The organism is Paenibacillus sp. NPDC058898, assembly GCF_049316025.1.
Classification (GTDB): Bacteria; Bacillota; Bacilli; order Paenibacillales; family Paenibacillaceae; genus Paenibacillus_AQ.
In genome coordinates this window covers 747,456-763,443 of record NZ_JBMOSM010000001.1, presented here as the reverse complement: position 1 = coordinate 763,443, position 15,988 = coordinate 747,456, and the positions used below count along the sequence as shown (strand labels likewise).

Here is a 15,988-nt window from a genome sequence, read left to right as displayed (position 1 = left end):
AATCTATGCAATCCCTCCTTTTTTCAAGAACAATCCGGTTCTTGAGCAAGGGAATGCACAGCACGATAAGTGAATCAGCGAGGTGAGAGATATGAAGAGTCTGACGCGCGTGTGGAAGAAGGAATGGCCGCTTCATTTGATGCTGCTGCCGGGTTTGGCTTTTATTATTATTTTTAGTTACATTCCGATGTCAGGAATCATGATGGCTTTTCAAAAATATGTGCCGAATAAAGGGTTGTTCGGCTCCCCGTTTATCGGATGGAGGAACTTCCAGCTGTTAATGGATTATCCGGATATCGGCCGTATCTTTTTTAACACGGTATATATTGCTGTAATGAAAATCGTTGCCGGTTTGTTCGTGCCGATCACCATTGCTATTTTGCTTAATGAATTGCGCAGAGAATGGATGAAAAGAACGTTCCAAACCCTGGTCTATCTGCCCCATTTCTTATCCTGGGTGCTGCTCAGCGGTATTTTGGTCGATATTTTGTCTCCTTCTTCCGGCATATTGAACCAGATGCTTGGATGGTTCGGCATGAAGCCGATTTTCTTTCTTGGCGACAATAACTGGTTCCCTTATGTTATGGTCATCTCCGATGTATGGAAGGAATTTGGATTTGGCACCATTGTTTATTTGGCGGCGCTGACAGGAATTAATCCTACGCTTTATGAAGCCGCTGAAATCGATGGTGCGGGCCGCTGGAAACAAACGCTTCACGTGACGCTGCCGGGCATGATGCCGATCATCGTTCTTATGCTTACGCTTAATATCGGCAATGTGCTGAATGCCGGATTTGATCAAATATTTAACCTGTACAGCGCCCCGGTTTATGAAAGTGCCGATATCATCGATACTTTCGTCTACCGCATGGGGATACAGCAAGCCCAGTTCGGATTTGCCACAGCTGTCGGCTTATTGAAATCCGTTGTATCCTTTATTTTCATTTCCGTATCCTACGTACTCGCCTACCGACTAGCGAATTACCGTATTTTCTAGTAGCGGAAAAGTCGGTGATTCAGAAAGGAGACACACCGTGATTATTAAACCGTCATTAGGAAGAAGGGCTTTTCTAGTTAGCAATCTAATCATTCTTGCGTTTATATCTTTTTTATGCTTAATGCCGATTATTCATATTTTGGCGATTTCCTTTAGCTCGGGTTCGGCGGCGGCAGCCGGGAAGGTTGCGCTGTGGCCTGTAGAGTTTACAACGGCGGCTTATGATAACGTGTTCGGCAAGCCTGAATATGTAAGAGCCTTTGGCATTTCTATTCAACGGGTTGTTGTAGGGACGGCATTAAGCATGCTGTTAACGATTGTTACGGCTTATCCTTTATCCAAGGACCGCCATTCGTTTCGTCTAAGAACCGTTTATGCCTGGATTTTCGTTTTTACGATTTTGTTCAACGGCGGACTCATTCCTACCTATTTGACAATTAAAAGCCTGGGACTTATTGATTCACTCGGAGCGCTGGTGTTTCCTATGGCGATTAACGTGTTCAACGTCATCCTGCTTTTGAACTTTTACCGCAATTTGCCCAGGGAGCTTGAGGATGCTTCACGGATAGACGGAGCCGGGCATTTTTCAACACTTTGGAAAATATATGTTCCGCTATCGTTGCCCGCACTGGCGACAACGGGGCTTTTTACGATGGTAGGGCATTGGAATAGCTGGTTTGATGGCATGCTTTATATGAATCATCCGGAAAATTATCCGCTGCAAACTTTCTTGCAAACCGTTATTATTAAGATGGATTTCCGATTTCTTAAATCAGAAAATGTGGAACTCATGCTCCAGCTGTCTGACCGTACAAGCAGAGCGGCACAAATCTTTGTTGCGGCTTTCCCGATTCTTATTGTCTATCCATTCTTGCAGCGGTTTTTCATCAAAGGCATTGTAATGGGAAGTGTAAAAGAATAGATAGGAAGGTCGTAGATCTCGGGCACAGGAGAACAAACGATGAAAAGTATATTCTTTTTACAGGATTCCTCTATATTCAAAAAAATAATGGCTGCCTTTTTGGCGGCCTTACTTCCGCTTATGGCTGTTACCTGGTTGATTAATGAGCAAGGGGCTAATCATATCCGCAGTGAAATATCCGATTCGATATTGAATACGACGCGGTTTTATATAGACTCCCTTGATAAGGAAGCAGACCGGATTAGCCGATATTTGCCAAACTACGTCATGGACAGGGATTTAATGGAAGTGGCCGCGACAGGCGAGCAGATGAACTCCTATGAGCGGTCGTATAAAATATTGGATATTCAGCACCGCTTGGATTTAATGAAAAACTCCAGTCCTTTTATTCGCGAGGCGAAGGCGTACATTCCTCAAATCGAGCGTACTGTGCTGAGCAACAGCTTTGAAACCAAGCTGAATGTGGAAGAATATGAAGCGATGCAGCCAGACAAGAAGCTCTATACGGAGCCCTTTATTTATTGGCAGGATCGGCTGTTTATTACGATGCAATACCCTGCAGGCAAAAAGGACCCGCTCTATGTGGTAGGCGTAGAGCTCTCAACCGGTAAAATGAAAGAAACATTAGCGCAAATCGGCAATAGCAGGGGAGGCCAGAGCGTATTGTTTAATCTGGAGCGCGGCTGGGAAATCAATAGCGGCTCCGACCCTGAATTGCATGATCTGATGAAGCAGCTGGCTTTTGAAAAGCAGGCAGCAAAAATGGATGAAGGCTATGATACGATCCATTATAAAAACAAGCGATTTCTAACCGTATTCAAGTATTCCAGCCTCTGGAATTCATACATGATAACGAGCATACCGGAAGAGATGATTCTCGGTTCGCTCGAGGTATATAAAGCTTTGTTTTGGTGGGCTTGCGTGCTTGCTGTTTTTATTTTTTTATTCTTTACCTATTTTTTAATCCGGTTAATATACCGTCCGTTGATCAAGCTGGTGCGTTCTTTCCGCCGCATGCAGCAAAACGAGCTGGAGCCGATCTTGATTGACCGCAGGAAGGATGAGTTCGGCTATTTATACCAGGCTTTTAACGATACCGTGAAATCTTTGAAAACACTGATTGAGGAAAATTATGAGCAGCAAATTCGCAATCAGCGTTCGGAGCTGAAAAGATTGCAATCGCAAATTAATCCTCATTTTTTATATAATTGCTTTTTCGTGCTTTGCCGTTTGATTAAATCCGATAGCCAGAAGGAAAAAGCCTACCAGTTCTGTTTATACATCGGGCAATATTTTCAGTTCATTACTCGCCAACATGATGACGACATCCCGCTGGAGATGGAGCTTGAGCATTCCCGCACTTATGTGGAGATGCAGTCGATCTGTTACGGGGATCGAATCCAAGTGCTGTTTGAAGTCGAAGCCCAGCCGATTGAAGTCCCCCGTTTGATTTTGCAGCCTATTATTGAAAATGCTTACAAGTACGCCCTCGGCAATATGCGTGGCATGGGCGAGCTATGGGTGCACAGCAAGCTGCGAAATGATGCTTTATACATTTATGTAGAAGATAACGGCGAGTTCATTACAGACGAGGAGATCGAAGCGCTTGGCAAGAGGCTGCGTTATTCAACCAACCAGATTGAGGAGACAACCGGCCTGCTTAATGTTCATCGCAGAATTCAGCTCCGTTATGGAGAAGAGTATGGGATTACCGTATCACGCTCTGAGCTTGGCGGGCTTCAAGCTATTATTAAACTGAGCATGAGCTAAGGAGGAATCGCCATGTACAGGCTTTTAATCGTGGATGATCTGCCGATTATTGTAGATGGTCTTCTGGAGTTGTTCGAGAAGACGGAGCATTTGGACCTTGAAGTCATGAAGGCCTATTCCGGTGAAGAGGCGCTTGCGGTGCTGTCTCATCACCGGATGGATATTGTGATTTCGGACATTAAGATGTCCGGCATAGAGGGGATTGAGCTTCTGCAGGAAATCAAATCGCAGTGGCCGAAGTGCAAAGTTATTTTATTGACAGGGTACAATGATTTTCAGTATGCGAAGAACGCCCTTACGTTTGGCGCTTTTGATTATTTACTGAAAGTGGAAAGCGACGAGAAGATCATTCATACCGTTGAACGGGCCATAGAGGAAATTGAAGAGGAACAGGATCAGGCGCAAATGATCTTGCGTGCCCAGTCCAAAATGAGAATAGCGATGCCTTCCTTGCAGAAGGAATATATTTGGGGCTTATTTCAAGGCAAGACGATGACGGGGCAGCAGCTTCGGGACGCTTTTGCGGAAATGGACATTCCGCTTGACGCATCGCTGCCTGTCTATTTACTGATTGGCCGGATCGATGCCTGGAAGGAAATGTTCACGGCGCCGGACAAGGCTTTGCTCGCTTACGCTCTTCAAAATATCGGCGATGAGTATTTATCCGCCCATGTGCGCTGCTTCTCCGTCGTATTTGATATGAACAAAATGGCATGGATCTTTCAGCCTAAAGCCGGCCCGGAGTTAACGACGGATACCGGTACGATGGAATGGACCAGGGCATACCGCTATGTGAGCGGCAATTTGGAGACGATACAAGCTACCAGCAAAAAGTTGCTGAGCCTCTCCGTATCTTTTCTTATTGGCAGCGAGGCTGTCCCATGGAATCGGCTGTCGGATCGTTTTCATGCGATGAAATACGGTCTTATGCAAGGCCATGGCTTGTTCCATGAGGTCATCATGACAGATAAAGATATTCAGAAGTCCGAAGAAAAAGAGAAGGCGAACAGCTATCATGACAGCTTTTTACACGCTCGCGTACAGCTGCTTATGAGCTGTCTTGAAAATAATCACCGCGAGCAGTTTAATCATCTATTTGTTGAATTGACAGACATCTGGAACGATCCGGATACTCCTTATGAGCGCAAGATTGAGTTGTACCATTTCCTATCTGCGGTATTTCTGGCGCATTTGCACAAAAATAAAGATATGCGAGACTATATGAATACCCAGATTAATTTGGATATGCTGTTCCGCCAGGAGGAGACCGCTTCATGGACGGAGCTCATTCCATACTATTGGCAAGTTGCGGACTGCTTTTTTGAATGGAATGCTATTAGGGGAACAGAGCTGCCGGCGGAGGTCGTCAATAAGGTGCATCGGTATATAGAGGAGCATATTGCGGGTGATATTTCCCTAACCGCTCTTGGGGATTATGTCAGCTTGAATCCATCCTATCTATCAAGGCTTTACAAGCAGATAACAGGAATTGGACTCTCTAAATACGTAAATGATTACCGCAATGTCATTGCAAAGGACATGCTGCTCAATACATCCATGAAGGTCAATGAAATTGCCGCCAAGCTCGGCTACAATTCAGCGCTTGCCTTTATCCGCTTCTTTAAAAAGCAAAATGATATGACACCGCAGGATTTTCGGACGGCCCGCACCGAAACGATGCAGCAAGGTCAATAAATGTATATGAAATGTAAGCAATGATCTATTTTGATGCGCGGAATCACCCTTTACAATGAAATTATGATGCAATTGTATAGGCAAGGGGGAAGAACATTGAAGACATTAACAGCTGTACTATTAGGCGCAGGCAGTAGAGGAAGATACATCTATGGACCGTATGCGGAAAAATTTCCGAATGAGCTGAAGTTTGTTGCCGTAGCCGAGCCGGATGATGAACGCAGACAACGTTTTGCAGAGATTCATCAAATCACTGAAGAACACGTTTACAATTCGTGGGAAAAAGCATTCGAGCAGGGGAAAATAGCCGACGTGATGATCATCTCCACGCTTGATCGGATGCATTATATCCCAGCAATGAAAGCGCTGGAGCTTGGCTACCATGTCATGCTAGAGAAGCCGATGTCACCGAATGTGCAGGAATGTATAGAACTGGAGCAAGCTTCACTTAAGCATAAGCGTTTGCTGGTGGTCACGCATGTGCTTCGCTATTCCCCGTTCTGGTCAGGCATCAAGAAATGCATCGAGGATGGGGAACTGGGCGCAATCGGGACCATTCAACTGACCGAAAACGTAGGCTATCACCATATGGTTCATAGCTACGTACGCGGCAATTGGCGCAATTCCGAGGAAACAAGCCCGATGATTTTGGCCAAGTCCTGCCATGACCTGGACATCATCTCCTGGCTGATGGATGAGCCGTGCACAGCGGTCAGCTCCTTTGGCTCATTGCTGCATTTTATAGCCGAGAACGCGCCCGAGGGTGCAACGGACCGCTGCATCGATGGTTGCGAAGCGGAGAGGGAATGTGCCTTTTCGGCGATTAAAATGTATTTGGAGCAACCTGCCGATCATTGGGCGCGCTATATGACGCACGATTTATCACAGGAAGGCATTATCCGGGCGCTTAAGGAAGGACCGTTCGGCCGCTGCGTCTATCGCTGCGATAACAATGTTGTTGACCATCAGGTCGTCAATATGGAATTTGCCACCGGCGCCAACGCTAACTTTATTATGTCGGGATTAACCAAGAGCGCTACCCGCCGTGTGCAGATTATGGGCACGCAGGGAGAGATCATTGGTGACATGGATAAGGGCTCATTTACACTGTACCGCTATGCGACGGGCGAAGAAATTGAAATTAAATGCAGTGTGCAGGGAGACGGCCACGGCGGAGGCGATGAGCGCATGGTGGGCTCCTTCCTCAAAAATGTACATAAGTTCGACCGCAACCCGTCTCAAGGCCTCACATCGGCTACAGCTTCCTTGCAAAGCCATTTGATAGCGTTCGCTTCCGAACGATCTCGCTTTGAGCAAGGCAGAAGCATAAAGCTGACAGAGATGTATGAGAAGGAAGAAGCGGGAGTTTAATTGTTGAAATCTGTGGAACTATTCGGCAAAGGCAAATAGAACAGAATTACTTGCCGTGCAGTAACCATGGCGGACATCCGCGGCGTCGGGGGTTGGGAAGTGCGTACCCCGGACGCCGTACAAGTTCGCGAGCAAAGAAAAAGGAAATGGGGAATATGAATTTTTAATTTTTGAAAGCGATTCCAACAAAGGCTTTTGCCAGATATCTTGAAAGGGGGGATCGATTCAGGTATTCATCACAATGCGGTAAAGATTTCAGGCATTTCTTTCAGTTGAGAACAAAAAAGGAGTTGACCAAAATGAATTTGAATAAGAAATGGGGAACCGTCCTGATGGCAGCCGTATTGCTGATGGCCCCGGTTTCTGCGGTCCAGGCGAAAACGCCTGTTCCGGAAGTGATGATTGCACAGGCAGGCGATGCAGGCCAGCCGGAAGGAAATGAGGCAGGAAATCCACAGTTCGTACCAGATCTACCGACGGATGCTGGGGAACCAGCAGCGGAACAGGCAGGATCAGCTCCGAGTCCAAACCAAGTGGCGGCATCTTCGGCAGTGGAGGAGACGCAATTCCGCAATCTTGCGGCCGGCCTTCCTTATGAATGGTCTGAGGAGCCAGACGCGTCGCGTCCTGACGGCGAGTACAAGCTTACGGATGGAAAATACGGCACATTGGATATGAATGACCCGGCATGGGCAGGGCATCAGCGTGGAAAAACGCGGGAAGTCGTCTTTGATCTCGGTGAGGAAAAATCAATCGGAAAGACTACAGCACACTTTTTCCAAGATTATCCTACCAACTCGATCCTCGTACCTTTGACGGTATCCATGTATGTCTCCGACGATAAAGAAAATTGGGGACTGTTGTCCCATAACGCCACCCAGCTGCTCTGGGGGGAAGGTCCGCCAAGACAGGAGACCTTTGAATGGGACGGCAGCCGGGATGGAATCAAAGGCGGGAATACGAACGGCAAGCTGGCTTATGCCCGTTATGTCAAAGTCACCTTTACGATGCATCCAACACAATGGTCATATATTGATGAGATCGAAATTCGGGGTACCGATGGACAGGCTGACGGGGCCGTAAAGGTCCCTGCCGAGCATCCGCAGTTTATGGCCCCGGGAGAAGCCACTGGAGGCATCCGCAATCTCGGCCTGCTTTATAACGGACAATATCCAAATGGTCTGGGTGATTGGAACAAGGAACGGATCATCCCTAATATCAGTTATGTAAATAAAGATGGCGAGCCTGTCGACTGGCTTTTTGACGGGATATTATATCTCGGACTGGCTTCGCCTGCCGGCCGTGACTTCGGTGTCGGGCAAACGATCCTGGAGGACTGGAGTTGGTATTTGGACAAAACCTTCGCAGCCGCAGGGGATATGCAGCAGTTAAATGAGGCTACAGTGGAAGTCGGATCCAAGCTGAATCAGCCTGATCATAAAATGAAGGTTGTGCTCATGATTCCGAACCCGGGGGAATACGTAAACGACTTTGGTGACGTTGACGGTGACGGGGTATCCGAAAGCTTCAGAGACTCGGTTGTCGGCAAAGAGAAAGCGCAAGAAAACCGGATAAAAGTGATGCAGTGGTGGCTGGATCAGGTCCGCCAAAGATGGCAGGAGGCGAACTATTCCAATCTGGAGCTTGTCGGCATGTACTGGCTGGAAGAACAAATCAGCACAAGTGATACTGGCCCGGATTTGATTAAAGCAGTAAGCGGAAAAGTCCATGATATGGACCTGAAATTTTTCTGGATTCCGCATTCTTTGGCATACAAAGCGTTTATGTGGAAGGACGTTGGCTTTGACAACGCTGCCTTCCAGCCGAACTATTTCTTCGAGGACATGGGCTACGACCGTCTGGAGGATGCCGCCAACCTGGCGAAGCAATACGGCATGACCAATGAAGTCGAGTTTGATGACCGGATGCTGACTGATGGCGTGTTCCGTGAGCGATTTATCGACTACTTGAACAGCGGCGTTGAAACCGGCTTGATGCAAAACGGATTCAGAGCTTATTATCAAGGGAATAATGCCGTTTACAATGCGGCGGTCAACCAAGATCCTTCCAATCGCATTTTGTATGATTGGTTGTATCAATATGTGAATGGAACATATGAAATCAATAATGCGGCTCCGCCGGAGGCAGCCGTACAAATAAATGGACAACCTCTTCAAAGTGGTGCCGTGGTAAATGAAACAGAGCCGTTCCAGTTTACGTGGCAGTTAAAGGATGACGATGGCGTGACGAAAGTGACGGCTCAGTTTGACGGCAAGCCTTATACGGCTGGAACAACCATAAATTTGTCGGGTGCACCCGGAAAACATGAATTGGTTATTACCGTAACGGCGGGCAAGTCGCAGAAAACGTCTTATATCATCGATGCCAGTGCAAACGCGGACAGCATGAAAACATTGGTGAACCGATTTGTAGAACAAAATCAATTTACGAATGCCGAAGCGCCTCGTTCTTTGAACAATTATCTAGAGCTAATGAAACGCTACGAAGGAACGGATGCGACACAGTTTGACAAATATCTGAAAGGATTTAACGCGGAACTTGATATTTTGTTGAAAGATGGCGTTATAAACGAAACGGCGTACAACGCGCTGAAGGAGGACGTTTATTACCTCATTGGAAACTTGGCGCAAAATAAAAAGGCGGAAGCTTCTTCGGTAGAAGGCGGCAGCCCGAATTATCAACCGGAAAAAGCAGTAGACGGATTCCCAGCGACAAGATGGGCCAGTGATTACACCAATAATAGCTGGTACCAGGTCGATCTTGGCGAAACCAAGGAATTTGATACCGTACGAATCAGCTGGGAATTTGCGCGTGCTAAAACCTACAAACTTCTTGTATCTGACGATAAGCAGAACTGGACCAACGTGGTCAAGGACAATGACGGAATGATTACGGCACGTGACGGAAAAGAAACGGTTCATTTTGAGCCGGTCAAAGCCAGATACGTCAAATTTCAAGGCCTCGAAAGAAATACGGATTATGGTTACTCCTTCTATGAGTTTGGCGTGTACAACCTGGCGGGAGGCGACGGGGTAACCCCGATCGACGGCGTAAGAGCTGTAGCAGATGTCGGCGCAGGAAAATTGACGATTGATGGTCTGGTCATGGATGGAAGCAGTCAGTCCGAAGTGAATTTGAAAGTGCTCGATTCGAAAGGGAATGTTCGGTATGAAGGCCAGACGACAAGTACAGTAACGGGAAGTTTCCAATTCACGATCAAGCTTACCGGTTTTCTAAAAGGAACCAACGTTGCCTATCTCTCAATGGACGGTATGTCGACTCCCGTGAAGTTTACATTTGAATACAAGCCACAGTGAATGATGATTATTTCTCGGGCAAGCGCAGAATTCGATAACAAACGGCTTGTTTTCGTTGATTTCGGCCTTGGACCAAGGCATTTCATGACAAATTCTGTTGCAGCGTGATGCAAATAGCATGCGGTATACAACGTATGAAGAAAAGAAACGTGGGAATGATATAGGTTCTTATAGGCCATGTCCAGTTCGGATATGGCCTTTTTTTCGTGTATCATTTTCTATTTTTTTGCGATTTTCACGGACAATACGTCTCATATAGCATACGAAAAAAATAGTACAATACATCAAATTATGCTGCTTGCTCTCCTGTAAGTCCCCCTTTATCATAAGTCCATGCGGAAGCGTTTTCAGCATGGCCGTTACGAAAGTGTTCTCCAAATGGTTTGTGCCGGATGCCGCGAAAGGAGGGATCAAAGATCTAGAGTTCCATACGAGAATACAATAAAAGAAAGGATGATATGTCAATGAACAAACCTCGGTTTCAAAAGTCGTTGGTAACGCTTTTGTTTTTGTTTACACTGGTCATTGGTTTGTTAGGATTCAATCAATCACAAGCCTATGCGCTTGACAATGGGCTTGCAAAAACGCCTCCGATGGGCTGGAATGGTTGGAACGCCTTTCATTGTGACGTTAATGCCGATCTCGTGAAGAAAACGGCTAAAAAGATCGTTGATTCCGGGATGAAAGAAGCGGGCTATGAATACGTCAACATCGATGATTGTTGGATGCTTAATCAACGCGATGCAAACGGCAATTTAGTTCCCGATCCGGAAAAGTTTCCAAACGGGATGAAGGAAGTCGCCGATTATGTTCACTCTCTCGGTCTGAAAATTGGTATTTACGCAAGCGCAGGTACCACGACTTGTGCCAATTATCCGGGGAGTCTCAATTATGAAAAGAAAGATGCCCAAAGTTTTGCCGAGTGGGGAATCGACTATCTAAAGTATGATAATTGTGGCGACCCTCTGGGGCAACCGATACAGGAACGCTATTCGAAGATGCGCGATGCGCTTGCGGATACAGGACGGGACATTGTTTTCAGTATGAGCGTTGGGGGAACCGATGATCCGTGGATATGGGGCAAGCAGGTGGGCAATCTGTGGCGGACAACAGGTGATATTAGTGATACGTATCTACGGATGTTAGTCCATTTCCTTAAGACTGTTGAACTGTATCCGTATGCTGGTCCGGGTTATTGGAATGATCCCGATATGCTGGAAGTCGGTAACGGGGGCATGAGTTTAGAAGAATATCGTACCGAATTTAGTCTTTGGTCCATAATGGCTGCGCCATTACTCTCGGGTACCGATTTACTGAATGCCTCCCAAGAAATTTTAGATATTTACGCCAATCGCGAAGTGACTGCGGTGAATCAGGATCCAATCGGAATACAGGGACGTCCCATCAAGATGCCAAACGACGGTACTTATGTATTGTTGAAACCGATGGCCAATGGGGACAAAGCCGTGTTGTTCTTCAACTCAACCGATGGTGCGTCAAATATGGAGATAAGTCTAAGTCAATTGGGCATACCAACTTCTGTCGACAATATGACCTATACGGTTCGGAATCTCTGGGCACATGAAACGACTACGACCACAGACAAAATCAGCGCTTCTGTTCCGTCTCACGGAATTATGATGTATCGCGTCAGTCGGGAAACGAGAAATGAGGTTTCAACTGACGGATTTAAGCGAGTTATCGATAATGACGGCAAAGAAATTTGGGTCAAATCGCTGTCTGACGGAAGCAAAATGATGACATTGGTCAACCGAACTACTGCAGCGACAACAATCAGTGCTGAACCGAAAAAATTAGGTTTTAAACCTGCTTCAGTTTATTTTGCTGAAGACGATTGGACTGGCCAAACAATGAGTTATGCCAGCAAAATCGTCTCCGATGTTGAACCATTTTCAGCGGTCACCTACCGTGTTACACCGGGAACACCGAACGGGGTGCCTGCGGCTGTTGGTATATCGTTTGACGGCCCTTCTGTTATAGCCCCAGGTGAAACCACAACGATCATAACAACGCTGACCAATTATGGAAGAGTGGCTGTTCATAACCTGGATCTCAATCTAAATGTACCGGAAGGATGGACAGTAATCCCCGCTTCGGACACCACATTTAAAACCATGCCACCTGAAGGCATAAACAATTCCGTTAAGGTGAGTTGGAAGGTGACGGTGCCTCAAGACGCTGAGGCTGGCTGGAGTCATCTTACAGCGGATGCCGCGTTCGTTTCTGGTGGGGAAATTCAGGGGCATGTACGCTCAGAATTTTCCGCGCAAGTCCCGTCCGCCCCTAAGGCGGAAGATACATTTCTAAGCGACATACCATTTTTCGGCAACGTTTCAAACGGCTGGGGTCCCGCTGAAAGGGATACAAGTGTTGGCGGGAGTGGTCAAGGAGATGGCAATATGATCACCCTGAACGGTAAAGGGTATGAAAAAGGATTGGGTGTTCATGCATACTCTAAAGCTTCATTTTATATCGGTAAAAACTTTTCAAGGTTTATCACGGATATTGGACTAGACAGTGAGACTCAGGGGGGCTCTGTCGTCTTTCGAGTGTGGGGAGATGGGCAAAAGCTCTATGATAGCGGCGTAATGAAAAGTGAGACGGATACCCAGCATGTCAATGTTGATGTTTCCAATGTTGATGTTCTTACGTTGGAAGTAACGGACGGTGGGGTAGGCAATGGTGCGACTCATGCTGATTGGGCGGGAGCTAAGCTGTTGAAAGAGGTGTTAATAGATGACATCAAGATCAACGGGGAATCCTTCTCAAGTTTTGATCACGTAACCAAAGATTACTACATGACATTTTTGGAAGGCACGATATCGGATGTACCCACGGTGGAAGTCATTCCGGCCAATAACGATGTCATGGTAGATATTTTACCGGCTGAACAACTTCCGGGTACCACCGTGATTACCGTCACCTCGGCAGATGGATCCGTGACGCAAACGTATAAGATTCATTTTAATATCACTCCACAATTGTATTTAAGCGACATTCCGTGGATTTACGCGACGACTGGCTGGGGAACGATTCATCGAGATGCTAGTGTCGAAGGGAACCCGATTGAATTGTTAAGTGATCCGGGCGTTGTCACTTATGATAGAGGAATTGGAACGCATGCTAATTCAGAAATCATTTACGACATTGCTGGGAAAGGGTATGATCGCTTTCGATGCTATGTAGGCCTTGACCAGGAGGCAAACAGAAACGATGTCGGATCCGTAGCTTTTCAAGTATGGGCCGACGGTGAGAAATTGTTTGACAGTGGGACGATGAAAAGAGACACTCCGGCCAAGTTTATTGATGTTGATGTTAGTGGAAGGAAACAATTGAAGTTAATCGTTACCGATGCCGGCGATGGAAATGGCAATGATCACGCCGATTGGGCGGACGCCCAATTTATTGCTGACAAAGCGAAATAAATAACCAAAGTGTCCGCAACATTCGACGGCAAAGAGAAAGCGTTCGAAAACCGGATAAAAGTGATGCAGTGGTGGCTGGATCAGGTCCGCCAAGGATGGCAGGAGGCGAACTATTCCTATCTGGAGCTTGTCGGCATGTACTGGCGAGAATTCGAAAACGAACGGCTTGTTTATCGTTGATTTCGGCCTTGAACCAAGGTCTTTCATGACAAATACTCCTCGCGCCATGATACGGATAACTTATAGTTCCAAATAAATAAAAGCCATGGTCACAGCGATAATCCTACGCTGTTACCATGGCTTCGTTTATTAATCTATACACTACAATGGGTCTTTAATTAAGCGATATAGAAAATAGTGCGCTCGCATCTGGAGTTTGATCGTTTTGTGCAGGTAAGCCTGGATACTTTCAGAAAGCTTCATCGCATGCTCGATGTTCTCTAGATCTAAGCGTGCAATGGATTGTTTTAAGTTCACGGTTTCCTCGGAATAAACAGCGCTCTGCAGTACCTGAAACATCCTAATTTTATATAGGTGTGCTTCATTATAAAGACGGTAATCGTTATCAGGGTCTCGCTTAGCCGTAAACAGGCCGCTTTGCTCCCAGTAACGGATTGCCGATTTAGGAGCCCCTGTCCGGCTGGAAACCTCGCGGATGCTGAAATGTTGGTTAAAGTCGTAAGCTTGACTACCTTCAGAATACGATTTCAATTCCCTTACCAGTTGATCTAAACTTGCTTTTTCCCGATGCAGCATGACCTCCCGATCCCTGACGATCCACAATGCGTCATTCAACTCATTTCGCCCAAGACAATGCATTACCTCGCTCGTTACTTCCATACCAAATCCGGCAGCCATGGCTTGAATACATGCCAGATAAGCTTCATGCCGTTCGGTATACATACGATATCCATTTGAAGATCGAACTGCAGGAGGTATCAGCCCCTTCGCTTCGTAGTTCCGCAGGGTGCTGCTGCTTAACCCGTATTTTTCAGCCAGTTTTTTGGGTCGAAAGCCCATGTTATCCCACCTTCGTGAACAATGCACAACATTAAAACACTTGTAAAGTTATTCTTGATTATTTATTGATTTCCTTCAAATTTATCCTCTAACCTTCCAATTGGCTTACATGTTATATGATGGAGATAATCCAATTCAAGGAGGAGTATATATGACTGTAAAACCAGTATTCCGTTACGACATGACCATTGAGGAGATTGGCGGGGCAGGCAATCAATATATCGAATCGGTATGGAAAACACTATACGATTCGATGCTTGATGAGTTAACAATCGCTTTTCGTGAAATCGAGGATGCTGCCTATGGGCTTTATTTGGACCAGTTGATGCCCGTAATCTTTGATAGCCTTGAAGATGCAGGTTTCGAAGCAACGGAGCCCCTCAAGGAGCATGATTTTGTCATCGGGAAATGTTTGCTATTTCGCAATTCGCTTGAAAAATGGGGAACCGAGGAAAATAGGTCTAGAATTTTCTGGAACGTTATTCGTAGTAAGAATGGTCAACAACCTATTGGAACTCTATTGACGGAAATCCCTCATTCTCATCTGAAGTTCGACATTCCTAGGGCACCTGTACTATATTCGCTAAGCGAGCATGAGAGGGAACAAATCGCGCGAGGGATTCGACGGATTAAGGAATCAGAATAACGGAACAACGGGGCAATCGGATCGGATCGGGACTTGCGGTTTACCGAGTATCAAGCCAATAGCGCCTTTCGGCATGACGGAAGATCGGGAAGGTGCGATTTGGTTTACGGAAATGAATAGCGGCAGAATCGGAAGGTTAACCACATCGGGGGAGATGACCGAATTTGAGTTGCCTAATTCAGACTCATTTCCTTCATTTATTGTTCCCGGCCCAAACGGGGCATTATGGTTTACGCAGAATCGAGGTAATTCGGTCGGCAGAATAGCCACCGAAGGCGATGTAACAGAATTTCCAATTCCAACACTGAATTGTCGGACGACAAGAACATGAAAACTGTGTAAGTCGCATTCTATGCGGCTTTTTTCTTTTAAGTATATAAGTTCTTGTCGTGACTCGATGACAAGAGCTTCTAATTGAATAACATCAACAGATTATTTAGCTAAAGGACACTATAGTTGAAAAACACATCAACAAAGCCGAATAGCCTGATAGATCATTTTTGTAGCCATAATTGAGTCATTACAAGTAGAGGAGAATGATCTAATGTACCTCATATGATTCAAACAATCTTTAGAGAAAACATTAAAGTACTTTGATAATCTTTTTATATTGATATTAGGGAAATGAAGGGGATGTCAGTTTTATCTTTGCACTTGCATAAATGTTGTACACTTATATTGGAATCGAAAGGAAGCGGATTGTAATGGAAGCCCCTAGCTTCGTCATTATGAGTCGGGCGGTACATTGGCAGATACGGATTATCCTCTTCTTACGATATAGGC

Annotated in this window: 10 protein-coding genes and 1 pseudogene; 10 read left to right on the top strand and 1 reads right to left on the bottom strand. The window is 46.0% G+C overall.

The annotated features are described in order from the left end of the window. Positions 1–91 precede the first annotated feature (91 nt). The 8 genes from ACOZB4_RS03215 to ACOZB4_RS03180 all read left to right on the top strand — a co-directional run bounded on the left by ACOZB4_RS03215 (position 92) and on the right by ACOZB4_RS03180 (position 13,719). On the top strand, positions 92–997 hold the full coding sequence (locus tag ACOZB4_RS03215) for an ABC transporter permease (protein WP_339290141.1): 906 nt from the start codon (positions 92–94) through the stop codon (positions 995–997). A gap of 37 nt (positions 998–1,034) precedes the next feature. After that, positions 1,035–1,919, top strand: a complete 885-nt coding sequence (locus tag ACOZB4_RS03210) for a carbohydrate ABC transporter permease (RefSeq protein ID WP_379406064.1) — start codon at positions 1,035–1,037, stop codon at positions 1,917–1,919. Positions 1,920–1,958: 39 nt separating this feature from the next. Then, complete coding sequence (locus ACOZB4_RS03205) at positions 1,959–3,689, top strand: sensor histidine kinase (protein ID WP_379406065.1); 1,731 nt, start codon at positions 1,959–1,961, stop codon at positions 3,687–3,689. 12 nt (positions 3,690–3,701) lie between these two features. Then, on the top strand, positions 3,702–5,384 hold the full coding sequence (locus tag ACOZB4_RS03200; RefSeq protein WP_379406066.1) for a response regulator: 1,683 nt from the start codon (positions 3,702–3,704) through the stop codon (positions 5,382–5,384). Between the two features lie 96 nt (positions 5,385–5,480). After that, positions 5,481–6,755 carry a Gfo/Idh/MocA family protein gene (locus ACOZB4_RS03195; protein ID WP_379406067.1) on the top strand — a complete coding sequence of 425 codons (1,275 nt, stop codon included), beginning with the start codon at positions 5,481–5,483 and terminating at the stop codon, positions 6,753–6,755. 299 nt (positions 6,756–7,054) lie between these two features. Beyond that, positions 7,055–10,093 (top strand): DUF4855 domain-containing protein, encoded by a 3,039-nt coding sequence (locus tag ACOZB4_RS03190; RefSeq protein ID WP_379406068.1) that lies wholly within the window; start codon positions 7,055–7,057, stop codon positions 10,091–10,093. A 464-nt stretch (positions 10,094–10,557) separates the two neighbouring features. Then, a complete protein-coding gene (locus ACOZB4_RS03185; RefSeq protein ID WP_379406069.1) occupies positions 10,558–13,539 on the top strand; it encodes an NPCBM/NEW2 domain-containing protein in 2,982 nt (993 codons plus the stop codon). A gap of 9 nt (positions 13,540–13,548) precedes the next feature. Next, positions 13,549–13,719, top strand: a complete 171-nt coding sequence (locus ACOZB4_RS03180; RefSeq protein ID WP_379406070.1) for a DUF4855 domain-containing protein — start codon at positions 13,549–13,551, stop codon at positions 13,717–13,719. Positions 13,720–13,860: 141 nt separating this feature from the next. Here the strand turns inward: ACOZB4_RS03180 and ACOZB4_RS03175 are convergent, their stop codons facing one another. After that, on the bottom strand, positions 13,861–14,559 hold the full coding sequence (locus ACOZB4_RS03175) for a MerR family transcriptional regulator (RefSeq protein WP_379406071.1): 699 nt from the start codon (positions 14,557–14,559) through the stop codon (positions 13,861–13,863). A 151-nt stretch (positions 14,560–14,710) separates the two neighbouring features. Here ACOZB4_RS03175 and ACOZB4_RS03170 point away from each other — a divergent pair, with 151 nt between their 5' ends. Both ACOZB4_RS03170 and ACOZB4_RS03165 read left to right on the top strand, forming a co-directional pair. Further along, positions 14,711–15,205 (top strand): DUF6022 family protein, encoded by a 495-nt coding sequence (locus tag ACOZB4_RS03170; RefSeq protein WP_379406072.1) that lies wholly within the window; start codon positions 14,711–14,713, stop codon positions 15,203–15,205. 61 nt (positions 15,206–15,266) lie between these two features. Next, positions 15,267–15,521: pseudogene (locus ACOZB4_RS03165) on the top strand (virginiamycin B lyase family protein); the annotation flags it as partial. Between the last annotated feature and the right edge of the window lie 467 nt (positions 15,522–15,988).

Excerpts from the sequence above, each read along its gene's own strand:
- ACOZB4_RS03215 (WP_339290141.1), top strand. The coding sequence starts at position 92 with ATGAAGAGTCTGACGCGCGTGTGGAAGAAGGAATGGCCGCTTCATTTG.
- ACOZB4_RS03200 (WP_379406066.1), top strand. The coding sequence starts at position 3,702 with ATGTACAGGCTTTTAATCGTGGATGATCTGCCGATTATTGTAGATGGT.
- ACOZB4_RS03185 (WP_379406069.1), top strand. The coding sequence starts at position 10,558 with ATGAACAAACCTCGGTTTCAAAAGTCGTTGGTAACGCTTTTGTTTTTG.
- ACOZB4_RS03205 (WP_379406065.1), top strand. The coding sequence starts at position 1,959 with ATGAAAAGTATATTCTTTTTACAGGATTCCTCTATATTCAAAAAAATA.
- ACOZB4_RS03190 (WP_379406068.1), top strand. The coding sequence starts at position 7,055 with ATGAATTTGAATAAGAAATGGGGAACCGTCCTGATGGCAGCCGTATTG.
- ACOZB4_RS03170 (WP_379406072.1), top strand. The coding sequence starts at position 14,711 with ATGACTGTAAAACCAGTATTCCGTTACGACATGACCATTGAGGAGATT.
- ACOZB4_RS03175 (WP_379406071.1), bottom strand. The coding sequence starts at position 14,559 with ATGGGCTTTCGACCCAAAAAACTGGCTGAAAAATACGGGTTAAGCAGC.